The 22,908-nt window shown below is 56.3% G+C and carries 17 protein-coding genes; 8 read left to right on the top strand and 9 right to left on the bottom strand.

Features of this window, described 5'->3' with window-relative positions; translation table 11 throughout:
- Positions 1-469 precede the first annotated feature (469 nt).
- From VGH19_15440 to VGH19_15480, 9 genes are all read right to left on the bottom strand, one after another.
- The gene (locus tag VGH19_15440) at positions 470-1,177 is read right to left on the bottom strand and encodes a hypothetical protein (GenBank protein ID HEY1172760.1); all 708 of its coding nucleotides are present in this window, start codon (positions 1,175-1,177) and stop codon (positions 470-472) included.
- 239 nt (positions 1,178-1,416) lie between these two features.
- Entirely contained in the window at positions 1,417-2,847 is a 1,431-nt protein-coding gene (locus VGH19_15445; GenBank protein HEY1172761.1) for a hypothetical protein, read from the bottom strand.
- 12 nt (positions 2,848-2,859) lie between these two features.
- Complete coding sequence (locus VGH19_15450; protein ID HEY1172762.1) at positions 2,860-8,199, bottom strand: DNA repair ATPase; 5,340 nt, start codon at positions 8,197-8,199, stop codon at positions 2,860-2,862.
- Positions 8,200-8,525: 326 nt separating this feature from the next.
- Positions 8,526-10,631, bottom strand: a complete 2,106-nt coding sequence (locus tag VGH19_15455; protein HEY1172763.1) for a flotillin family protein — start codon at positions 10,629-10,631, stop codon at positions 8,526-8,528.
- 31 nt (positions 10,632-10,662) lie between these two features.
- Positions 10,663-11,313 carry a hypothetical protein gene (locus VGH19_15460; GenBank protein HEY1172764.1) on the bottom strand — a complete coding sequence of 217 codons (651 nt, stop codon included), beginning with the start codon at positions 11,311-11,313 and terminating at the stop codon, positions 10,663-10,665.
- Positions 11,314-11,749: 436 nt separating this feature from the next.
- Positions 11,750-12,142: a metallopeptidase family protein gene (locus VGH19_15465; GenBank protein ID HEY1172765.1), complete on the bottom strand. Its 393-nt coding sequence runs from the start codon at positions 12,140-12,142 to the stop codon at positions 11,750-11,752.
- Entirely contained in the window at positions 12,139-12,588 is a 450-nt protein-coding gene (mntR, locus tag VGH19_15470; GenBank protein HEY1172766.1) for a transcriptional regulator MntR, read from the bottom strand. The genes VGH19_15465 and mntR overlap by 4 nt, the downstream gene beginning before the upstream one ends.
- A gap of 117 nt (positions 12,589-12,705) precedes the next feature.
- Positions 12,706-14,079 carry a tRNA uridine-5-carboxymethylaminomethyl(34) synthesis GTPase MnmE gene (mnmE, locus tag VGH19_15475; protein ID HEY1172767.1) on the bottom strand — a complete coding sequence of 458 codons (1,374 nt, stop codon included), beginning with the start codon at positions 14,077-14,079 and terminating at the stop codon, positions 12,706-12,708.
- Between the two features lie 6 nt (positions 14,080-14,085).
- Entirely contained in the window at positions 14,086-14,331 is a 246-nt protein-coding gene (locus tag VGH19_15480; GenBank protein HEY1172768.1) for a hypothetical protein, read from the bottom strand.
- 173 nt (positions 14,332-14,504) lie between these two features.
- On the opposite strand from VGH19_15480, the gene VGH19_15485 reads away from it, so the two are divergent.
- From VGH19_15485 to VGH19_15520, 8 genes are all read left to right on the top strand, one after another.
- The gene (locus VGH19_15485) at positions 14,505-14,966 is read left to right on the top strand and encodes a hypothetical protein (protein HEY1172769.1); all 462 of its coding nucleotides are present in this window, start codon (positions 14,505-14,507) and stop codon (positions 14,964-14,966) included.
- 46 nt (positions 14,967-15,012) lie between these two features.
- Positions 15,013-15,369 (top strand): hypothetical protein, encoded by a 357-nt coding sequence (locus VGH19_15490; protein ID HEY1172770.1) that lies wholly within the window; start codon positions 15,013-15,015, stop codon positions 15,367-15,369.
- Positions 15,370-15,496: 127 nt separating this feature from the next.
- Entirely contained in the window at positions 15,497-16,918 is a 1,422-nt protein-coding gene (locus tag VGH19_15495) for a hypothetical protein (protein HEY1172771.1), read from the top strand.
- Between the two features lie 174 nt (positions 16,919-17,092).
- Positions 17,093-17,629 (top strand): hypoxanthine phosphoribosyltransferase, encoded by a 537-nt coding sequence (gene hpt / locus VGH19_15500; protein HEY1172772.1) that lies wholly within the window; start codon positions 17,093-17,095, stop codon positions 17,627-17,629.
- A 1-nt stretch (position 17,630) separates the two neighbouring features.
- Positions 17,631-17,876: a MoaD/ThiS family protein gene (locus VGH19_15505; GenBank protein HEY1172773.1), complete on the top strand. Its 246-nt coding sequence runs from the start codon at positions 17,631-17,633 to the stop codon at positions 17,874-17,876.
- A 237-nt stretch (positions 17,877-18,113) separates the two neighbouring features.
- Positions 18,114-18,503: a molybdenum cofactor biosynthesis protein MoaE gene (locus VGH19_15510; protein ID HEY1172774.1), complete on the top strand. Its 390-nt coding sequence runs from the start codon at positions 18,114-18,116 to the stop codon at positions 18,501-18,503.
- A gap of 143 nt (positions 18,504-18,646) precedes the next feature.
- Entirely contained in the window at positions 18,647-20,059 is a 1,413-nt protein-coding gene (locus VGH19_15515) for a Gfo/Idh/MocA family oxidoreductase (protein HEY1172775.1), read from the top strand.
- Between the two features lie 164 nt (positions 20,060-20,223).
- Positions 20,224-22,596: a DUF6797 domain-containing protein gene (locus VGH19_15520; GenBank protein HEY1172776.1), complete on the top strand. Its 2,373-nt coding sequence runs from the start codon at positions 20,224-20,226 to the stop codon at positions 22,594-22,596.
- Positions 22,597-22,908 lie beyond the last annotated feature (312 nt).

Here is a 22,908-nt window from a genome sequence, read left to right on the forward strand (position 1 = left end):
TATGCTCAGGTCTGGCAAGGGAACGCGGAGCACCGCGTCCCTACGGATTTGGCTTTGTTCGCGTAGCGAACCCAAGATTCCTAGGCATGGGTTTCAACCCATGCACCTGCAAAAGCAGAAACACCGTCGCGTAGCGACGGAAGAGGAGCGCGACTCTCCGAGTCGCAGCAACGTACCTGAGCTAAGACAGGCTAACTTCGCACTGTCCCCAGCAAGAGAAAAACTTCTGCCGAACGCGCTCAAACTTCTGCAAACTGACTGACATATGAACATAGCTGCGACTCGGAGAGTCGCGCTCCACCGGTAGGGACGCGTTGCTGCGAGTCCCTACCGGATTCGGCTTTGTTCGCGTAGCGAACCCAAGACTCCTAGGCATGGGTTTCAACCCATGCACTCGCGATTGAAACACTCCGTCGCATAGCGACGGAAGAACCGGAGCACTAAATCTCCTTCCCGACGGACGAGTTTTTCAACTCCCCGTCTTAGAATCATTTGGAATACCGTCTTGCTTGTCCAGCAGGCCAGTCATTGCATAGATGCGATTTAGGAAATGATTCTGACCGGACCAGGCCATCAAGCCTGTGACAGATACAACCACCAGCCCAAAAATCCAGTCGCGCAGTACGTTTTCAGAACCCCAAAGCGATAGAAGAGCGGCCAATAAGGCAACCAAGCCCATGATAAAGCAGCCTTTGATGTTCTTTTGCTCTTCTTTCACACAAAGTTCATAAATTTCTCCGGTGCAATCGCTAGAAGTCATTCGCTGAATCAATCGGATCGTATTCTTAAGAGCAAAAATCGAAACCAAAAGGAATAGGGCAAAACTTGCCCACCACACAGATGGTTGATTCAAATGATAAATTGGGATTGTCTGAGTCAGTCCAAGAACTAGCGGTAAAACGGTCTCCCTGAAATCGGGCGGAGACCATGTCACAGACCAAAACCAGTTGTACAGAAAAAAGACCATTATAATGCTGATAAATGAGATAAGAGCAAAAATCCAATACTTCACTTGCAGCATCCCTCCATGTTCACCTTCGAAAACTTTCTGCAGCAGGACTGCCAACGCAAGCCCTTGAATAACACTGATCAAAGTCATGTAGTTGGGTGTAGAATGCTCAAATAGACGAGATCGGAGCTCCTCCCTAGTAAAACCTTGGTAATATGGTTTCTTCATGGATTCACTGTAAAAAACATTTTACTTCATGGCGATTACTTAAACCTTTCCATTTTCTAGCCCGAGCTACACTTCTCATTCGCGATTCGAAGAACCGAAACAATCAACGAACAATTCTTGTGCGACGTAATGTCTCGGTCCAAATCCGTTTGCTTAGCAAACCCAAGATTCCTAGGCATGGGTTTCAACCCATGCACTCGCTTGAAACTCATCGTCGCATAGCGACGGAAGGAGTGGTCTTAGAAACGGTAACCCAACTTGAGCTTGCTTGCTGATGGGGCGTTAAATGCCGAATACGCGTCAACAATCACCAAGTCAGGGACCCTTTGTTTTGCGCGCTTCAGTTTCGCATGCGCTTTCTTAATTTCATCCACTTTTGTTCGAGTAGGTCCTACCACAATCAAAAGATAGCAACTGTGCTGCGCCTGTTCTGCCTTTGCATACTCTGGTAACTGAACGAGCAAGCCACTAAGCGCACCGCTGTTTGAGGAGAGTTTGAGTTCTACCACTACTTTGGTGTCATATCCCTTGTCCACTTTAAAGTCGACCGGTCCACGTCCAGCATTAGGTTCAGCGCTTACAGCAAGGTTATTGGCTTCGCAGTAAGAGTCCGCTATTGCGTAGAAAAGAAGTTGGGAAAACTTTTCAGGCCTCTGCCTCCCCGATTCATCAAACAAATGCTTGGATAATCCGTTATACTCTACAAGCTGCTTGAACTTCTTGATCATTTTTCTAACTGCTTCAATGAGTTCTTGCTCAGAAGTGGGTTGAGAAAGGAGAAGTTCGTTACTCTCAGAAAACTCCTTTCCTATCCCTTCCCAAACCACCTCGCCAAGCGGATCATTCTCAAAGTCATAGGCTTTTGGTTTGCGAGCGCGATACTCTTGAATTATGCCCTTAAACAGTTCAGGGTTGGACAACAACAGCTTCCTCATCTCTGTCTTGCTGTAACGCTTAGAATATCTCGACCAAGATGACCCCAAAATTCGATTCAGTTCATCCCGCACTTTATCGTTGTACTGCGTGATCGAATCGATATCTGAAAAACATTTTGCTTCTGGCAATGAAGCCAGAAGTGATTGCGGCAAGAGAAGGATAGGTTTTCCTGTGGATACTGAATAGGCCGCTGTAGCCGTTTGGTTACCTGCTTTAATCTGCTTGGTTTGAATGCCCAGTTTAGAACAGACACGTTCGTTAAATGCGCTAACGTCCTGCAGAATAACGTAAAGCACCATGTCGCTTATCAAATCGGGCCCGAATCCATCTTCAAAGACAGCCGCAAGTTCAAAAATTGCAGGATCTTTGATCCCGGCGTTTACGATTTCTTTTGCCGTTCCGTACATTTGACGCGCAAGGACTCGTGAAACGCCACGCCCGTGGCTTGACGCCTCCGAAAAACCTAACGCTGCTTCATCAATTTCAGGGAAAATCAATCTATCGATTGACTGACGTTCAAGCGCACCGCCTGGCGATGAATGTGAAAGCAGAACTAGAACCTCCTCAAAATATTTTTCGAATCGAGATAAACTTTTCTTAAACTCATGTACGCGTGTTGATCTTAAAAGTGCTGGGTCAATGTGCAGGCGCGAGTCGATGCCTAAGTATGCGTCAAATACTCCCTGTTTCCAGAGTTTGCCAGACGTCACTCCTAGAGCTTCGCTAATCTTCACACGCGACCTCCTTTACTCACCCTGTTCCTTTTTCTCTCCACTCGTCTTATTCCCCTGTTCCTTCCACTTCTTCTCCGCCTCAATGATCTCCCAAATCTTCTTCAACGTATCGCTCGAAATATTCGTCACCTGGAAATCCGAAGGTTGCGCCGGATCGATGAGCCGCAACGTCTTCACTTCGCGCTGATGTTTCAGGTGCTCGGCGATCGCGCCTTGGATGGACGTCAGCGTGTCGTTGAACTGGTTCACCTGCTTGGACACCTGCTCCAGCACCGGTGAGGTCTTCGCGGCTTTCTTGTCGGCGGATTCGGCGGATTTCACGCCCTCGGCCAGCACGCCCTTGATGCCTTCCAGGTTTTGTCCGAACGCGTTCAGTTGCGCCACGATGCTGCTCACCAGCTTCTCCGTGTCGTTGCTGGGCTTTGCGAGGCGTTGCGCTTCGATGCCCTGCGCGAGCACGGCTTTGATGGATTCCAGGCCTTCCGAGAAGGTCGAGAGCTGCACCACCACGCGGCTCACCGGGTCGCTTTCGCTGGTGCCGGAGAAAAGCTGGTTGCGCTTGAACGTGCGCTTGATCTCGTCCCAGCGCGCCAGTTGCTCCGGCGTGATGACCTTTTGGATCTCCGCGAATTTCAGCAGGTTCGCCTCCGCACCCGTGGTGAGCGTCTGCGCCTCGTTCCGGTAATGGTCCTGGATGAGCGTCCAGATCTCGCCGTCGTTCATGATGGGGAGGACCTTCTCGGCCAGCCGGTTCATGTTGCGATAGGAGCCTTGCAGCTTGAAGGGCGGCTCCGTGCGGAAGGCCTCGGCCTGCGCAGCGGAGGCGATGTATTCCACATTCACGCGCAGCACGATGTCCCGGATGCGGATGAGCTTCCGCATCACGTTCACCATCTCGTTGATCTCCTCCACGGAGTAATTCCCCTCGAAAGTCACGCCCTCGCGCGAATCCGTGTCCGCGATCTTCGCGATGGCATACACATCCTTCTGGCTGCGGCTGGCAAGCTGGTTCAGCACACGGTTCGAGGTGAGCGCATTCTCCAGGTAGCTCAGCTTGAACGCATCTTCACTGCCGCCGATGATATCGCCGAGGTTGTACGTATCGGCGCGGTTCGCGAGCATGTCCGGGATCTTGAACTTGTCGCCGCTCTCCGTGTACGGGTTGCCCGCCATGACGACGGCCACGCGTTTGCCGCGCAAATCGTATGTCTTCGCCTTCCCTTGATACACGCCCTCGATGCGCCGCTGGCCGTCGCACAACGAGATGAACTTCTGCAACAGCTCGGGATTGCAGTGCTGGATGTCATCCAGATACAGCATCACGTTATCGCCCATCTCCAGCGCGAGATTCAACTTCTCGAGTTCCTCCCGCGCACTCGCGTTCTTCGCCTCCGCCGGATCGATGGACGTCACGCTGTGGCCGATGGCCGGGCCGTTGATCTTCATGAACACGATGCCTAGTCGGCTCGCGATGTATTCCATCAACGTCGTCTTGCCGTAACCGGGCGGCGAGATGAGCAGCAGCATGCCCATGCGATCCGTGCGCGTGTTCGCACCCGCCACGCCCATCTGCTTCGCGAGATTGTCGCCGATGAGCGGCAGATAGACGGAATCGATGAGCTTGTTCCGCACGAAGGACGTAAGCACCTTTGGCTGAAATTCCTCCAGCCGCATGTCCTCGCGCTTCGCCTCGACGAGCTTCGCCTTCAACGCGTGGAAATGTTGGAAACGCGGTACTGTCACGCGTTCATGCTGCTGCAGCTTCGACATGAACGCGTTGTAATTCAGCGCGTAACCCTCCGGCGTGATGGCCGCATGCGCCCCCGCCAGTTTCGGGATGTGCGCATTCACCGAGACATCGATGACCGAGCGCAGCTCGAACGTGCCGCGCAGCACGATGGACGCCGCCTCGTTCCGATACTCCGCATTCGGCTTCGGCTCCGCCACGCTCAGGTAGCCATCCACCCACTCGCACACGAGCTGGAACGCACTGCGCGTGTCCTCGCTCACCGACTTCAACGCCGCCTCGAACTTCTGCGCGAAATGCTTCTGCCGCAAGAATGCCTGAAAGCCCTGATAGATCGTGGACGCCTCGATGCTCGTGACGAAGTGCTCATTCGTCGTGAGATCGTGGAAAAGATATTCGCCTGCCTGCTCCGCCAGATTCGCCGGGAACAAGCCGCTCGTCTCACTGAACTGACGGATGAGCCCTTGCAGCTCCGCGATATACGTGTCCGGCTGCTCGCGACCGGGGAACAGTGTATTACGTAGGCGGAAACCCGCCAGCTTCGCCGTGAGCAACGGATTTTTCGGCGACTGATCCCGCCAGAAGACTGTCGCACAGGCCCGCGCATGCGTGTGGTAGCGCAGCAGTCCGATGCTGGAGTGCATCCGCGCCAGCTCGCGCAGCAAGAGCGCGGCATCGTTATCATGGATGCCCTTCACATAGCCCTCCGCATAACGCGGCGCCATGAACTCCTGCACATGCGCAAACTGCTCCTCCGCACTGAGCTTCAGGAAACTCTCGACGCTCTGGCCATGCGACTTCGCCTCCAGCGCCTTCAGCAATTCATACGCGAGGTATTCGCCGCGATACACCGTAGGGCTTTCGGAGACGATCTCCTGTTCCCACGCATCGCGCGTGCCGAGAAACTCCGCATCCGTCACCTTCTCGAAGAAATTTGTACCCGTGAGGTGATAGAACATCGCATCATCCCGCTGCACGACGGTGAGTTCCAGCGGCTGCGTGTTGACGTTGAACTTGTGCTTGCCGAACTGGATTATGTTCTTGCCATCGACGTACAGGTCCTGCTTGTCCTTGAGCTGGCGGACGGCGTCCTCGCGGATGGTCTTGAGGCGGCTCTGGATGTCGCCGGACTTCACCGTATCCTCCAGCTCCGTGAGCTGGCGCACGATGTCGCGCACCTTGTCCACCATCAGGTCGGAGGCGAAGTAGCCGTTGATGTCGTTGATCGACTTCATCGCCTCCACGCGATGCTTGATGCCCTTCAAGATGCGGTCCGCCGAGGACATCAACGAACCCGCACGCTTGTTCCGCGCTTCGACCAGCGCGAGCTTGCGATTCTCAAACGCCGAATAAAGCTCATCGCGTTTCTCCGTGATCTGTGACTGGAACTCCTCGAAATCGGCGAAGCGGCCTTCCAGCTCCTCCACCTGCACCATGATCTTGGTGAGGTATTCGTCGCAACGCGCCGGCGTGTCGCAGATCTCCAGGTAATTCACCACGCTCTGGTCCAGCAACCGCATCTGCGAGGCGAACTGCGCGGTGCCCTCCACCGCCTGCAATTCCGAGCGGCGCTTCTTCAGCGCCACCTTGATCTGGTTCAGCGGCGCGTAGATGGCCGAGATGCCGTCGATGATCTGCGTGGTCTGCGTTGCGTCATCGATCTTCAGATTGCTGACGATCTCGATGAGCATTTCCAACTCACGTCCCGTCGCCGCGATCTGTTCCTCCAACACCTTCGCATCCGCCACCTTCGTGAGCTGCCCCACGCCTTCCTCATGCCCCTTCACCTTCGCCCGATACGGATCGAGCGATTCTTTCTTCAAGAGGAACTCAACACAACGCGCCGACAACTTCTCCGTATGCTCCGAGATCTGCTTCTCCAACGTCTCGACCAGCACCTTATCGAGATAGCGCAGTTCCTTCAGCGAGATCGTCTCACCACGCAACCCGCGCAACCGCGCGAGCTTGTCCACGAACTCCCCGATCTCTTGAAATAATCCCGCCTCCACCTCACTGATCAGCGCCGTCGCCGCCGTGGAAACCCGCTCAACCTCATTCTTCGTGTTGCGCTTGATGCGGACGACCTTCTCATATTCATCGATCGCGCCTGCAGCCGCATCCTTCACCGCTGCGAGCGTGGTTTTCAGGTCGAAGGCTTCCGCGTGATCCAGCCAGAAATAGGTATCGAGCAGGTCATTGACCGTCTTCACCATGTCCACGTAGAGGCCCGCGTAGCTGTCCTCTTTGTTCAGCAGCGTGAGCACTTCATGACACTCGGACATGCAGCGCACGATGGCCGGGTTGCCGAGCTTGAAGAGGTAACTGTCCTTTCGCTCCGGCACGGGCAGGTTGCTGTCCAGATACGGCGTCTGCCACACTTGGATGACGTGATGCTTCTGCGGTTCCTCGCTCGCCTTGAACAGGATCAGCTCACCGTTCTCGAACGTCGTGAAACCATTGCAAACAATGGGTGCTTCGACCTTCTGTTCGATGAGGTTATACGGCATCAACATGTAGATGCCGTCCTGCCGGTTGTAGAATGTATGCAGCACGTCCTCGCCGTTCGGTGCTTTGATACGCCGCTCGAACAACATCTTCGAGAGGGACGACGGGAACTGCTTGAACTCGCCGAGCTGCAGATAATAACCGTTCGAGAAAATGATGCCCTGATCATCCGGCAGCAGCACGCACGAGTCCTCGATGGCATCAATGCGCCGCACTTCCTTCAGCTTATCATTGAAGACGAGGTAACGGAACTTCTCCTCCTGATACGGCCGGATCTTCAGCAGGATGAGATTGCCGACGATGGCGTAGAAAATCTCCGCATCATCGAGCGTCTGGTCCTTGTGCTCGACTGGCTCGGTGTAGATGCCTTTGCCGACGTTCGTGTTGTCCTCGATCTTGATATCGAGATCACCACCGACCGTCTCCACGAACACGCGGTCCTCGATGGAGATGTGCGGGTGCTTGCCCTTGCGATGCTGATCCCGATGCGCGCGCTTCCACTCGAACTCATGCTGCGATGGATACTTGACCTCATGATCGAAGCGGTTGCCCACATACATGAGCACGCCGTCTTTCAGCGTCCACTTGAACGCCTTGAAATCCTCCACGCCCGCGCCGACCCGGAACTTCATGTAGAGGTTCGGGCCGATTGTCATGAACTTCGTGAAGATCGTGTTCTTGTAGTACTTGTAGAGCCCTTTGAAATCCGCCTCGAACTGCTCGTTATTGATCAGGTCCAGCGGCAGCGCGGCGAAGGTGCGGTCTTCCTTGAACTCATAGATGCCGAACACATCGGCCAGTTTCGTCTCCGATTTCAGGCCGAAGAAAACATTGTAGCCGAAGAGGAATTTATTCTTCCCGAGGCAGACGATGTCGCGCGGGACGCAATTGTTCTCCGTGGTGACCCGCTCAGTCGCAATGAGCGAGGTGGTGATGGAGCCGAAGACGTCCTTACGCGCGGTGTTGAGCTTGTCGAGACGCGTGCGGAGCTCCGCCGCCTGTGTGTTCAGACGCTTGCGGATGATCTCATACGTGCCGCCCTCCAGGACGACCTCGTCGGCCTTGGTCGGTTTCTGCGGCGCTGCCGGTGCTTCAGCCATGGTAAATTACGAAAGAGATTTCGATTCGATGCGCGAACGGCGAGCGCTCGCTAACCTGGTAGGGCGAGACTCCGTCGAGCCCTTGCCAGACCTGAGCGTAGGCGCAAACCCTATGCGGTGCTCGGGCAATGCAGAAAACATTCGAAGCTCCCATGCATTGCCAGAGTTACTTTTCTGGTCGATGAATATCCCGAGATCTAGTTTGGGCTCGACGGAGTCTCGCCCTACCAGTTCAGGGTTGATTCGGTGGACGCTCATGGTGTGTTGATCACTCACACGGGTTAAGCGGGACAGGCATGGCGCCTGTCCCACTACGTTGCGAGAGCTTACACCGTTTTCATCGCGGCGACTTTCGCCACCTTCTCATCCTGCACGCCGAAGCGTTTGGCAGCGTTGAGCAGGCGTTCGAGCGCGCCCTTGGTCTCGGTGTTATCAGACAGCGAGATCATCTGCGCGAGTGCGGCGGAGACCGTGAGGTTTTTCAAATCCTCGGAGGTCAGGCCGAACTGCGAGGTGAAGCCCTTGAACTGCTCGCGGAAGTATTCCGGGTCGCTGTTGAAGAACGTGTCGCGCACGGTCGTGAGCGACTGGCTGTTGTCGATCACGCGATCCACGGATTTGCCCGCCGTGATGGCGTTCACGATCTTGTCGAAGAAGACATGGTCGCCGCCCACGATGTCGACCTTGGCGTTCTTGAGCGCTTCGGCGACCACCATGGCCTGGCTGGACGCGATGTCTTTCTGAATGTGGATGGACGCGAGTTCGACATCCTTCTCCTTGTTGAGGCGGAGCTTGAACTCTTCGTGCTCGCGACCGACGCCATCGAATATCTTCATGGCTTCGGCTTTCTCGGTGATGCCCTTGGCCTCGGCCTCGAACTTCAGTTCCATGACCTTGGCTTCCGCAGTGCCTTGTTTCTCGGCAGCAGCAGCCTTCGCTTCGAGCACCTTGGCCTCGGCAATGCCTTGCTTCTCCGTTGCGACGGCGCGTGCTTCGAGCACTTGCGCTTCGCCCAAGCCAGGAGCCGCAGTTTCGACAACGACGGCTTCTGCCAGACGCTTCTTGGCGACGGATTCGCGCTCAGCAGCGGTTTGCTTCGCCTCGGCGGTGATGATGACTTCTTCGGCGTGAATCTCGGCCGCTTTCTTGGAAGCTTCCGCATTCTTCACCATGCGATACATGTCCTCTTCCGCCTTAAGCTCCGCGGCTTTCTTGGAAGCTTCGGCAGCCTTGATCTCTTTGACCAAGCCTTCTTCCGCTTCCATCGCGGCCTTGGTGAGTGTGACGGTCTTGGCGCGATCGGCACCGGCAAAGGCTTCGGTGTCCTTGATGCGTTCCTTCTCAGCCACGACGGCTTTCTCCACCATCACGCGTTCGCGGATGACGTCTTGAATCTTCTTCTGCTCGATCTCGATGACCTTGGTCTTCTCAATATCGGCCAGGGTGACGACGCGTTCGCGCTCGGTGACTTCCAGCAGGCGATCCTTCTCCACGCGCTCGGTTTCCACCGCGTTCGTGCGCTCCTTGTTCTTTTGCGCGACGATGATCTGGCGGTTCTTGTTCTCTTCCGCGATGGCCACTTCCTCTTCCGTGGCGATGCGTGCTTGTTCGGATTTCAACCGGTTCTCCTGCTGCACCTTGATGGCTTCTGCCGTTTCGCGGGCGGTGATGGCGGCGACTTCGCGTTTCTGCTTCTCCGTCGCTTCGGCGAGCTGGCGGTTGAGTTCGAGGATGGCTTCTTGAGCTTCGACGTCCTGCTTCTTGATCACTTTCTCGCGATCACGCGCGATATGGTTCGCCAGCTTTGCCTGCGTGGCGGTGAGCTCGGTGATCTTCTTGATGCCCTCGGCATCGAGGATGTTGTTCGGGTTCAGGAATTCGAGCGGCGTTTGCTCGAGGTAATCGATGGCGGCGTCATCCAGCACATAGCCGTTCAAGTCTGTGCCGATGATGCGGAGGATCTGCTCACGGAATTTCTCGCGTGAGTTGTAGAGCTCCACGAAATCAAACTGGCGACCGACAGTTTTCAACGCCTCGGAGAACTTCGCCTCGAACAGTTCGGCGATGGCGGTGCGATCAGACGCGCGCACACAACCGATGGTCTGTGCTACGCGGAGCACGTCCTGCTCGGTCTTGTTCACGCGCACGAAGAAGGCCACGGAGATGTCCGCACGGACGTTATCCATGCAAATCAGGCCTTGCTGGCCGCGACGGTTGATCTCCAGTCGCGTGACGGAGATGTCCATGTATTCCGCCTTGTGAAAGACGGGATAGATGAGCTTGCCGGAAAAGGTGACGCTGGTGCCGCCCGCGCCGTTCTTCACGAGCGCCTGCCCCTGCTGCACCTTGCGGAAACAGATGGTGTAAACGGCCAGCGTGCCGAGCACGGCCAGCCCCAATACTCCCAAGACGACGAATACTAGTGGACCCATAGCTTTGCTTTCTCTCTGCTTTGTTTCTCTATCAGTTGCGGACTACGAAATAGATGCCGGAAGATTTGTCCTCGCGCACGACTTGCACGCGGTCTCCCTGCTTGTAAATTTTCCCGTTCTCGCTGCGCGCCTGCACGGTCAGGGGCGCGCCTTTGATGTCAATGTTGATCGTGCCGAATTTGCCATCCAGCTCGCTGGTCATCACGGTGCCGACGAGGCCGACCATCGGCGGTGCCTTGTCATAATCCGTGTTCAGGTAGCGGTTCATCTTCGCGAACGGCTTCGCGACGAAGTGCGTGATAATGGCCGTCACCAGCAAGTTGGGAACGAACAAGCCCAGTGCCATGAGCACCGTATGATCAGGATTGAAAAAGCGGTTCACAAGGATCGCAAAGATCCACATGCACAGCACCATGATCGTGACGACGCTCATCGCCGGGGCTTCGCCGATGTTCAAAAACTTGAGCACGGGTTGCAGCACGCCCTCATCCTCGCCTCCTCCTTCAGTCCCCCCGGCAGCGTCACCCACACCATCGCCACCGTCGAAGAAAGGGAGATCGATATCGATCATCCCGATGAGCACGAGCAGCCAGTATAGAACGACGCCGCCGAGCATGACGGTGAAAGGCAGGTTGATCCACGCAAGTGAATCTCTGAACAGTTCCCAGGTTGATACGATCATGACATTGTCGCTTTATTCATTGTCATCGCAAACCTCAGTGCGAAGACGTTTGCCTTCCTTATTTCTCTGCTCCCGGGTGTCCCGGTCCGGGAGTCACTTCGACGTGTGCATCAAACCAGATGCAGCCGCGAGCAGCATCTATAAATTCGTGATCCGTTTGTAAGTAACTCATGAGCAGGAAAGGAAGCAGTGGTTGGGTGCTTCGTTGCTCAATGAGTGAAGGGTTGTCGGTTTGGGGAGGAGTTTCAAGTTTTCAGTGTTCAGTTTTCAGCCGGTTGCGCCGGAGGCCAAAAGTTTCGTGTTTCTAGTTTTGAGTTTCGGGTTGGGAACTGACCACGGAGGTCCGGAGAACACGGAGTTCCAAGATGAAGAAAGAAGAGAGCGAGTTTTGATCCCTGCCCCACTGAAAACTGATTACTGATAACTGAAAACTTCCTCAATCCAGCTCTCGGTCAGCGAGGTCTTGTTCGTCCAGGCCGAGGTAGTGGCCGAGTTCATGGAGGAAGGTGGTTTGCACTTCTTCGCGGTAGAGCTCGGGGTCGTTCTCGCTGAATTCGCGGATGTTCTCCAGATACAGGATGATCTGGGCGGGGATGACTTCAGGGCTGGCAACGCTATCCGGGAAAGGCTGGCCTACGAAGAGGCCGAGGGTGTCGGGTTCGATGTCATCGGCGATCAGCTCGGGCGAAGGCGTTCGCTCGTAAGTGATGGGCAGCTTGATGACGTGTTCGCGCAGATCCTCAGGGAGTTCAGCAATGGTGGTTTCGACGGTTTTCTGCGCGACTTCCAGCCATTGAGGCCAGTCTTCACCGTCGAAGGGCGAGCTCATGCGGTCGGGGATTTTGCCGTAGCGGCTTTGCTGCGACGGGATTGTTGGAAGCGCTTGAGCGTGGCCGGGTTCTTTTCCAGGAACGTGGCGAGGTCGGCGAGGCATTCGAGTGTGACGGGACTCAAATGGTGTTCAATGCCTTCGATATCGCGTTTCTGCGTTTCTTCATCGAGTTCCAGCAGGGAGAAGAAGCGGGAGAGCGTCTCGTGCCGGCTGCGGATGAAGCGGGCTACTTCGCGGCCTTTTTCCGTGAGGACGAGGCCACGGTATTTGACGTAATCCAAATAGCCGAGATCGCCAAGCTTCTGGACCATTCCGGTCACGGAAGCCTGGCGCACCTTGAGAGACGAGGCGATGTCCACCACTCGGGCGTAACCTTTTTCCTCGATCAGCTCATGGATGCGCTCCAGATAATCTTCCGCACTTTGGCTGGGGCCTGCAGGCATGTTGGAGCCAATAAAGCATCGGTATGCGGGGAGTTTCAAGTGTTCTGTGTGAAGATTCAGCAGGAAGAACCTTTGAATAGGGTGTGCGTGAGCCGTCAGTGCCTCACCCCACCCGTCTCACTTGCCGAGGCAAAACTGGCTGAAGATCGAATCTAGCAAATCCTCAGTCGTCGTCTTGCCTACGATCTCTCCCACCGCACCCGCAGCTATGCGCAACTCCATCGCCACCACTTCGAGTGTCTGGTCCATCTGCAAGCCCGCGATGCTCTGCTGCGTTGCTCTCCGTGCGCGTTGCAGCGCCTCCTGATGCCGGGAATTGATCATGACTTGCAACATCTCCGCACGGATTTGCCCGCCCCATACCTGTCTCTCAATAGCCTCTTTCAAGCCCTCGATCCCCTCGCCCGTCCGGCACGAGACACTGACCGTCGCTTCATTGATTGCTGGTGGCAGATCCAGCTTTCGCGGCAGATCCAGCTTGTTTAAAATCACCAGCCGCTTTTTCCCGGCGAACTCTTGGAGGAACTGTTCGTCCGCTGCCGTCAGCGGCTCAGATGCGTCCAGGAGATGCAGGATCAAATCGGCCTTTTCAAGCGTCGCCAGGCTGCGTCTTACGCCTTCTTGCTCGATGACATCCATCGCCTCGCGCAAGCCCGCAGTGTCGATGAATACCACCGGGATGCCGCGGATATTCGCGGTCTCCTCGATCGTATCCCGGGTCGTGCCCGCGATCGGCGATACGATGGCCCGCTCGTGCCCGAGCAGTTGGTTCAGCAGACTGGACTTGCCCGCGTTCGGCCTGCCGATGATCGCCGCGCGGATGCCGCGTCGCAAGATCTGCCCCTCGTTCGCCGTGCGCAGGAGCTGATCCATGAAGGCAGCGGCTGCCGCCAGCTTTTTTACCAGTTGCTCACGGGTATCCGGTGCGATGTCCTCATCTGGAAAGTCGATGTGCGCCTCCACATGCGCCAGCGTGCGCATCAAATCATCGCGCACTTGATTGATACGGTGGGAAAGTTTGCCTTCCAATTGCTCCTGAGCGGCAGTCAGCGCCAGTTCCGTCCGAGCATGGATCAGGTCCGCGACCGCCTCCGCCTGAGTCAGGTCGATGCGCCCATTCAGAAACGCCCGTTTTGTGAACTCACCCGGCTGCGCCAGCCGCGCTCCGGCGGCGAGGACTGTGTCCAGGACCGCCTTGGCCGCGAGCAAGCCGCCGTGGCAACTGATCTCCACTACATCCTCCCGCGTGAAGGTGCGCGGCGCCAGCATCACCGCCAGCATCACTTCGTCCACGTGCATGCCGTTCCGTATGATGTAGCCGTAGTGCAACGTGTGGGAGGCCGCTGCTGAAGGCTTCACTTCGCTCTTGCCCGGCGCTTGAAAACACCGGTCCGCCACTGCCAAAGCCTGCGGCCCGCTGAGACGGATGACCGCCAATCCGCCTTCACCCAGAGGTGTCGCGATCGCGGCAATGGTATCTTCGGCAAACATGGCTGATCACTTGCGGCACGTGCCCTTGGTCGGCTCCATGCCCTGTAACAGCTGGCGCGCCTTTTCGTAACTTTTCCGTTGCAGGAAATGGACCAATTCCGGGTCCGTTCCTGGTGGCAACTGGCGTGCCAGCGTTTCCAGCCGGTCGAAGACAGGCAGCAAGTTCGGCTTCGGGTTCGCCGTCCTCATCTGCGCCACCTTCTCCTCCAAGTCGAGGAGCGTCGCGAGAATCGCCTTTTCCGTATCGTTCATACGTATTGGATAGCGTACCCCGGAGGAAATGACCAAGGAGTTTCAAGTGTTCGATACCGTGGAGACACAGAAGCCGCTGAAGGGCAGACCGGAAGAGGCGGCTCAGAGATCTGATGGCGCTTGACGGGGGTTGTCCGCAGTAGGATGGTCCAAGTGTTACAAAGGAAATCATTATGCAAACCGTGACGTCTGCACGTTCTGCTACCGCTGCTTCATCATCATCCACTTTTCGCCGTCACCCTCTCATGGCCTTTGCGGGACTGCTGGTCCTGGGGCTTTTGATCGCTTGGGGGCAGCAGTTGAGGGCGGCGGAGGCGGCCAAGAATAAGTCCTGGTCTGGTACGTGGAATAACAAGAAGTATAACACGACGGGGGAGTTGACATGTGCGATCATCGGGGAGCAGAACGGGCAATGGATCGCGCGGTTCACGGGCACGGGTTTGGGCAAGCCGTTCAACTACACCGCACTCATCACGCACAAGACCGTAGGTACGAACACCACGATGCAAGGGACGACGCGGGTGGATGGCGATATGTATAATTGGACCGGCACGATCAGTGGTCAGAACATGACGGGCGGTTTTCGCTCCACGACGGGGAATAACGGGCAATTTGTCTTGAAGGAGAAGAAGTAGCCGAGCCTTTTCATCACGGAGGCATTGAGGGCGCGGAGATTTGTCTATGAAGACGGCGAAAGTTAAAGTTTACGCGGTGAGGCTGGCCTGGACCTTGGCTGTGTTGCTAGGGCTAGGACTCTTGGTCGGCGTATGGCTGCCGGATATCATCTTCGCTCCACGCATGACTTTGGCGAAGAAGACGTTGGCGGATGGGACAAGTTTTAAGGTGATCCAGTATTGGAACCGCAGTGATTTTTATTCCACGGAATTGCACATCAAAAGAATTGCTGGGGCAGACGAGATGGTAACTCTTGATGGAGATGATGCGAAGAGCTGGTGGGTGCCCTTACAGGTTGATGAGGGGGCGCGCTCCGTGACGGTCACGCTGGGTATCGGCAGGAGCAGTCAGGTCAATTACTGAGAGCCTGGATGCCAAATTCCAAAAGCTGACAAAACTTCTAGTGGGTTTTCTGCCGCATTTTTGAGAGGCTTGGCGTGTGGGCATTGAGCTTAACAAAGCCAGTTCGAGCGCTGCATCCCAGATGGGCATGGGTTGTCTGGTCTTGTTCGCATTGCCATTCGCTGCCGCCGGGACTGGCATGCTGATTGGCGGTATCAGCAAGCTCACGGCCGGTCGGATGAAGGATGGAGGCGTGCTCACTTTGATGGGCGCGGTGTTCTCGCTGGTGGGTTATGGGATGATCATCGGCGGCATCTATGGATGGCGTCATGAGAAAGCCAAGACGAAGCGCAAGGACGCGCATCCGACGGAGCCTTGGCGTTGGCGGGAGGATTGGGCGCAAGGGCGGGTGGACTCGCAGGGGAAATCGAGTGCGATCGCGATCTGGGCATTTGCCATCATCTGGAATCTGATCTCGTCGTCGGTGTTCTTTGCGCTGCCTCAAGAGTTGGCGAAAGGGAACAAGGGAGTGCTGGTGGCGCTGATCTTTCCGGTGATCGGTGCGTTTCTGTTGTTCGGTGCGCTCTATACCACGCTGCAACGGCGCAAGTATGGGCAGCCGGTGTTCAAGCTCTTGAGCACGCCGTGTGTCATCGGTGGTCAGGCGACGGGGATGATCGAGATACCGGCGAAGGTGAAGGCGGCGAGCGGATTCAAGGTGCGCCTGCAATGTGTCGAGAAACTCACGACGGGCAGCGGCAAGAACCGCTCCACGCGCGAGAGCACAATCTGGCAGGACGCTGCGACGGTGACGCAAGATTTGCTGGGACATCAGCAGGACAAGACGGGCATCCCGGTGCAATTCGCGATCCCCGCTTCTGCACCGGAAGCATCGCGAGAGGTGTGCAATCCATCGATCCACTGGCGATTGACGGTGGAGGCGGATGTGCCGGGTGTGGACCTGAATGAGACGTTTGAGCTGCCGGTGTTTCGCACGGCGGATTCGCCCGCCGCGACAGGTGAAGTGCTGGATGCGACACCGCGTTGGGAGAAATCGGTGGAAGCTTACACGCCGCCAACGGGCAGTCGTGTGAAGGTGCAGCCTCAGCCTAGTGGCGGATGCGCGGTGGTGTTTCCGGCTGCACGCAATGTGGGGGCGATATTGTTTCTGCTGGTGTTCGCTGGAGCATTCAGCGGAGTGGTCGCAGTCACGATTGTGAAAAAAGCGCCGATCATTTTTCCGATCGTGTTCGGACTCTTTGATGCGTTGATGCTGCTGGGACTCTTCAACATGTTGCTGCACTCGAGCCGCGTGGAGGCGGATGCGAATGGCGTGCGGCTCTTTGATAGCTGGGTGTTCTACAAGAAAGAGAGCCGTTATGTGGCTGGTGAGATAGCCGATGTGGTGCTGAAGAAGGGAATGCAATCGGGCAAGACGGTTTATTATGATGTGCAGTTGCGATTGAGTTCGGGAACGGAGATCGGGCTGGGGAGTTCGGTGCCGGATGGGGAACATGCGGCATGGATCGCGGCGGTGATACGGCAGGCGGTGGGGGTGGAGAAAAAATAGTTTCGAGTTTCTGGTCGGGAGTTTCTTGTTTTGAGTCGAGTCGAGCCGGAGGCCGGCACTCCGGATAATGTGCTGGCGTGGATGACGCTTCCGGTGTTTCGTTTCTTGGACGTGAGTAATAAAGCGAAGAAAAAAGTTCTGAAGACCAAGCCCGTTCATCATGCCCTCGCGGAGATGGAGACGGTGCTGTATGGCGAGCGGGATATTTTGCAGCGGGTGAAGGAGCTGGCGCAGGACATCGAGCGGGATTATGCGGGGAAGGATTTGGTGGTGGTATCGTTGCTGAATGGCACGGTGATGTTTCTCGCGGATCTGGTGCGGTATCTGAATCTGCCGTTGCGGCTCGATTTCATGGGCGTGTCCAGCTACGGCAAGGGGACGAAGTCTGGCAAGCTGGTGTTCACGAAGGAGCTGAAGCTGGATGTGAAAGGGCGCGATGTGTTGCTGGTGGACGATATTCTGGATACGGGCAAAACGCTTTCACTCGTGACGAAGAAGTTGAAGAAGCTCAAACCGAAGAGCCTGAAGATCTGTGTGCTCTTGAGCAAATCAGCGCGGCGCGAGGAGAAGGTGACGGCGGATTACATCGGCTTCGAGATACCGGATGCCTTTGTGGTGGGGTATGGATTGGATTTTGCGGAACGGTATCGGAACCTGCCGTTCATCGGCATCTTGAAGCCGGAGATCTATCAAGCGGTGGAGAAGAAATGAGATGATCACGAAGGTCCATTTTTACTCCTACTTCAAGGAGCTGACGGGTTGCGCGGAGACTGCTGTGGAACTCGCGGAGGGGGCTACGATCGAGCAGCTTTATGCGGAATTGATCCGACGTTTTCCGAAGCTGGCGGCGATGAATCATTCCACGCTGATCGCGGTGGGTGTGGAGTATCAAGGGCGCAGTTATGTGTTGAAGGCGGGGGATGAGGTGAGTTTGTTCCCGCCAGTGCAGGGGGGATAAAATAAAGCGGAATTATTCCATGACAATGTCCGCAAACATTTACGAGAGCGATGTGTACTCCCTCTCTCCTAGGGGTGAGGGGAAGAGAGTATGCTGTGCCAGTGGTATTCCCGGTTTTTGTATATGGAGTGTTCCTTCCCCCTCATCCCGGCCTTCTCCCTTAGGGAGAAGGAGTAACATTTACCATCTGCGGGGATATTATCACGCTTGGCTATTGTCCGTTTATTTTGTGAAAAGATGAAACGTGAATTGACCATCACGAAGGAAGTGATCGATGAGGCGCAGCTGGTTGCCGGCCGGACGATGTCGCATGGGATGGGGGCGGCGATCTACTTTGCGGGGGTGGTGCGGGCGGCAGAGGGAAAGGAGACGATCCGTGCGATCGATTATGAGGCGTTCGAGGTGATGGCGCGGCATCAGTTCGGCAAGATTTTCAATGAGGTGGAGAAGCGTTGGCCAATCGAGTCGGTGCGGCTTATCCATCGCGTCGGGGTGGTGGGGGTGAATGAGGCGTCGCTGTGGATCGAGATCATTTCACCGCATCGTGGTGAGGCGTTCGCGGCGTGCCAGTGGATCATCGAGGAGATGAAACGCGTGGTGCCGATCTGGAAGAAACCGGTGATTTGAGGCGGCGAGACTCAGTTCTGCCGCCGGGGGATTGAATAATGCCCCCATTCCTCTGCGTCTTACCATTGTTCAAGATTGACCCGGCAGGCGATTGGAGTAACTTCGCCTCTACCCGTTGATCCCCGAAAACAAACATAGGCTTTATGTCGCAACAAACGAACCATCCCTCGTCCGGCGATAACCGCCGGAGTTTCATAAAAAAAGCGGCCATCGTCACCGCTGCTGTCGCTGCCAATCCTTTCAAGACTCCCGTCTACGGCCAAAACAAGGCGCCCTCGACTGGTCGCGTGATCGGTGCGAATGACCGCATCAATGTCGGCTTCGTCGGCATCGGCGGCCAGGGCTTCAACGCCCACGTCCGCCAGATGAAGGAAAAAGCGGGCGAACACAACATCGCACAAGTCGCCGTCTGCGATGTCTCCAAGCACCGCATCGCGATGGCCAAGGAATTCATCCTCAAAGACAACACCGACGCGAAGGTGGATGCCTACGAGGATCACCGCAAGATGATGGAGCGGAATGATATCGATGCCATCGTCTGCGCCACCGTCGATCACTGGCACACGCGCGTTTCATTGGACGCCCTCAATTCCGGCAAGCATGTGTATGTGGAGAAGCCGATGACCCGTTATCTCGGCGAAGCGTTCCAGCTCTATGATGCCGTGAAGAAGACCGGCAAGATCTTGCAGGTCGGTTCCCAAGGCTGCTCGGATAAGAAGTGGCACAAGGCCGCCGAGTGGATCAAAGCGGGCAAAATCGGCCCCATCGTCATGAGCCAGGGCTCGTACATGCGCAACAGCCCCTACGGCGAATGGAACTACACCATCCAGCCGTGGCTCACGAAGGAAGACGTCAACTGGAAGACCTGGATCTCCGGTGTGAAGAAAGGCACGGACTTCAATCCGGACCACTACTTCCGCTGGCGCAAATATTACCCTTATTGCTCCGGCCTTCTCGGCGACCTCTTCCCGCACAAGCTGCATCCCTACATGCTCGCTACCGGCAATCCGGAATTCCCGGTGCGCGTGGCTGCCTTGGGCTCGAAGAAATTCCAGACCGACCTCAAGAAGGAAGGCCGTCCTGCCGACAAGCAGACGGAATACGTCCGCGACGTGGAAGAGATCATCCAGCTCATCGCCGAGTTCCCGAGCGGCTACGTGATGCACATCACCAGCAGCACGGTGAATGAACAAGGCACGCAGGAGATGATCCGCGGCCACCACGCCACGCTCACCATGGCGGGCAACAAGGTGGAACTGAAGCCCGAGCGTCCGTTCGCTGACGAGATCGATCCGGAAACCAGCGAAGGCTTCCCGGGCGAGAGCGTTCCGGCGCATCACAAGAACTGGTTCGCGGCCATCCGTGGGCAGGAGAAGGCGAATGCAGGAATCGAACTCGCCACGCGCGTGCAGACGGTCATCTCGCTGGCCGAGATGAGCGATCGCCTCGGCGTCATGTGCTACTTCAACGAGAAGACCCGCAAGGTCACCGATGGTTCGGGCAAAGAGATTAAGCTGCTCGACTACGATACCGAAGTGCAGATGCAGAAGGCGTAATCGCTCTGATAGACTTCAAAGCCCGCAAGGCAACGAGCCTTGCGGGCTTTTGCTTTTCAGTTCCCCGTGAATTCGTGAGGGGGAAAAGCAGTCAAACCCCTGAAAACAGCTTTGCCTCACCGCAAAAAGCTGCCATTTTAGCAGCCAATCCTATTTTATTACGCATGGAACGCAGACAGTTAATCGCCGCCGTCATGGGCGCAGCTCTGGCCACCACGTCAGTGCTCGCTCAAACTCCGCCCGCTCCCAAGGCTCCTGAGAAAAAAGCCGAAGCCAAACCCGCCAAGCCCGAGGTCACCACGACCAAGTGGGACGCGATGGATGTCGGCCCGTTCTTCTCCGGCTATCTCATCACCCAGCCGGTGAACGGCAAGACGCAGAGCGGCCAGATGCTCGCGCTCAAAACCCTCTCCATCAAGCTGGCGGCCGATAACAAGGCTTCTGCCGCCTTCGATACCCAACTGATGCGCATGGCCTATGCGTGGACGGATGGTTTCATCAAGTTGCCCGTGAAGCGTGATGGTCTGGAAGGTTTTCCTGAAGTCATCGGTAACACTGTGTTCGCCACGCAACGCATCCCCGGCTGGGCAGATGCCAAGGGCAGCTTCACCGATCCGCGTGAACGTTATGAAGGCCAGGGCGAACCCGTCGGCGCCATGCCGCATAATTGGCTCAAGTGGCGCGGCCATTACCTGAATGGCGATAAAGTCGTCCTCTCCTATCTCGTGAACGGTGCTGGTGTGCTGGAGCATCCTTCGGCTGAGTTCAGCAACGGGCAGACGGTCATCACGCGCACGTTCTCGATGGATGCGACTAAGAATGAGAATGTGTTGTTCCTTTTTGATGCGCCGCATACGGCTCCCAAGATCGAGGGCAACAAGATCACGTTGACCACGCAGGATGGTGGGGCGGCGATCATCGCCAGCTTGAGCGGCAATTCTGCGGGCAAATTCGAACGCACACCGGAAGGCAAAGTCCTGCTGCGTTTGCCCGCTGGTAAGGCGGTTGATTTCAAAGTCTCCATCTGGAGCGGTGCCACGGCCAATGCTGCTGCTGCCAATTCCGCACTGCAAGCTGCTGGGAAACTGGCTGATGTGAAGGCGCTCACCAAAGCCGGTCCGGCCCGTTGGACCACGCCGGTGACCACGCAGGGCAAGCTCGGCAAGGATGAAGGTCCGTACGTGACGGACACGATCACTGTGCCCGAGGATAATCCGTGGAAGTCATGGATCCGGTGCAGCGGTTTCGATTTCTTCAGCGATGGGCGCGCCGCGGTCAGCTCCGTGAGCGGTGATGTGTGGATCGTCTCCGGCATTGATGCCAAGCTCGACAAGCTCACGTGGAAACGTTTCGCCACTGGCCTCTTCCAACCGCTCGGTTTGAAGATCGTGAAAGATCAGGTCTACGTGCTGGGACGCGATCAGATCACGCGCTTCACGGATTCCAACAAGGATGGCGAGGCGGACTTCTACGAGAACTTTAACAACGATGTCAGCATCAGCTCGCACTATCATGAGTTCTGCCTGAACCTCGAAACGGACAGCGCGGGGAACTTCTATTTCATCAAGGGCGGCAACCTTGGCCCGGCCAAGATTCCGCATCACGGGACGATGAATCGCGTGAGCAAGGATGGTTCTAAATTGGAAGTCGTGGCCACTGGCCATCGCGCGCCGAACGGCATGAGCGTAGGCCCTAAAGATCAGCTCACCTCCAGTGATAACGAAGGCAACTGGGTGCCCGCCAGCCGCGTGAACTGGGTAGTGCCCGGCGGCTTCTACGGCCACGTGTTTACTGCTCATCGTTCACCTGCTCCGACGGACTATGATCGCCCGCTCTTCTGGCTCCCACATCAGATGGATAACTCCTCTGGTGGGCAGATCTGGGTAACGAGCGAGAAATGGGGCCCGTTCAAGAACGACATGCTCCACACCTCCTACGGCAAATGCTCCCTCTTCAAGGTGATGTATGAAGAGGTGGACGGTCAGATGCAGGGTGCCGTGGTGCGTTTCCCGCTGAACTTCGATTCCGGCATCATGCGTGGCCACTTCAGCCCGTTCGATGGCCAGCTTTACATGGCGGGCCTGCGCGTGTGGCAATCCAGTGGTGCGCGGGAAGGTGCGTTCCATCGCGTGCGTTACACGGGCAAGGCGGTGAACATGCCGAAGGAACTGCATGTGAAGCCGAACGGCATCGAGATCACGTTCACGAATCCGCTCGATGCCGAACTGGCGAAGGATCCGGAGAACTACGCGCTCGATCAGTGGAATTACAAGTGGGCGCAGGAATATGGCTCCAAGATGTATTCCGTGGCGGACTCGACCAAAACGCTGGGTGACAAGGGCCAGAGCACGTTCAAGGGTGAAGACGTGAAGATCAGTGCCGTGAAGCTCTCGAACGGGAACAAGACTGTGTTCCTCGAGTTCTCCAATGTGCAGCCGGTGATGCAGTATCGTATCCGTTACAACTTGGATTCGGCGGATGGCGATTTGGTGCGCCAGGAGATCTACGGCACCATCAACAAGGTGCCGAAGAGTTAAGGCTTCAAATCAGCAAATCGAAAACCCCGCCCGCGACATACGCTGGCGGGTTTTTCATTTGGAAGCAGACATGTGCTTTGGAGTGGTCTTAGAGCGTTTTAAAAAATACTGTGGCCGGTTGGGGCGAGGCTTTGGCGAAGGAGCAGGTTCCAAAAGACCCTGTGACTGAGCCGAAACGACGTCAGAACCCAAAAAGACTGCCCGCTTCGCTCCCCAGACACAATCGACTGCAGTATTTTTTAGACCGTCTAACGCGAGAATAGAGGGATTGCGACGGTTGCACTTCCCCTTGGCATCCGACGCCGAGATTTG

The sequence above is a fragment of the Verrucomicrobiia bacterium genome (assembly GCA_036405135.1).
Taxonomy (GTDB): Bacteria; Verrucomicrobiota; Verrucomicrobiia; order Limisphaerales; family JAEYXS01; genus JAEYXS01.

Excerpts from the sequence above, each read along its gene's own strand:
- VGH19_15440 (HEY1172760.1), bottom strand. The coding sequence starts at position 1,177 with ATGAAGAAACCATATTACCAAGGTTTTACTAGGGAGGAGCTCCGATCT.
- VGH19_15450 (HEY1172762.1), bottom strand. The coding sequence starts at position 8,199 with ATGGCTGAAGCACCGGCAGCGCCGCAGAAACCGACCAAGGCCGACGAG.
- VGH19_15455 (HEY1172763.1), bottom strand. The coding sequence starts at position 10,631 with ATGGGTCCACTAGTATTCGTCGTCTTGGGAGTATTGGGGCTGGCCGTG.
- VGH19_15460 (HEY1172764.1), bottom strand. The coding sequence starts at position 11,313 with ATGATCGTATCAACCTGGGAACTGTTCAGAGATTCACTTGCGTGGATC.
- VGH19_15465 (HEY1172765.1), bottom strand. The coding sequence starts at position 12,142 with ATGAGCTCGCCCTTCGACGGTGAAGACTGGCCTCAATGGCTGGAAGTC.
- mntR (HEY1172766.1), bottom strand. The coding sequence starts at position 12,588 with ATGCCTGCAGGCCCCAGCCAAAGTGCGGAAGATTATCTGGAGCGCATC.
- mnmE (HEY1172767.1), bottom strand. The coding sequence starts at position 14,079 with ATGTTTGCCGAAGATACCATTGCCGCGATCGCGACACCTCTGGGTGAA.
- VGH19_15480 (HEY1172768.1), bottom strand. The coding sequence starts at position 14,331 with ATGAACGATACGGAAAAGGCGATTCTCGCGACGCTCCTCGACTTGGAG.
- VGH19_15485 (HEY1172769.1), top strand. The coding sequence starts at position 14,505 with ATGCAAACCGTGACGTCTGCACGTTCTGCTACCGCTGCTTCATCATCA.
- VGH19_15490 (HEY1172770.1), top strand. The coding sequence starts at position 15,013 with ATGAAGACGGCGAAAGTTAAAGTTTACGCGGTGAGGCTGGCCTGGACC.
- VGH19_15495 (HEY1172771.1), top strand. The coding sequence starts at position 15,497 with ATGGGTTGTCTGGTCTTGTTCGCATTGCCATTCGCTGCCGCCGGGACT.
- hpt (HEY1172772.1), top strand. The coding sequence starts at position 17,093 with ATGGAGACGGTGCTGTATGGCGAGCGGGATATTTTGCAGCGGGTGAAG.
- VGH19_15505 (HEY1172773.1), top strand. The coding sequence starts at position 17,631 with ATGATCACGAAGGTCCATTTTTACTCCTACTTCAAGGAGCTGACGGGT.
- VGH19_15510 (HEY1172774.1), top strand. The coding sequence starts at position 18,114 with ATGAAACGTGAATTGACCATCACGAAGGAAGTGATCGATGAGGCGCAG.
- VGH19_15515 (HEY1172775.1), top strand. The coding sequence starts at position 18,647 with ATGTCGCAACAAACGAACCATCCCTCGTCCGGCGATAACCGCCGGAGT.
- VGH19_15520 (HEY1172776.1), top strand. The coding sequence starts at position 20,224 with ATGGAACGCAGACAGTTAATCGCCGCCGTCATGGGCGCAGCTCTGGCC.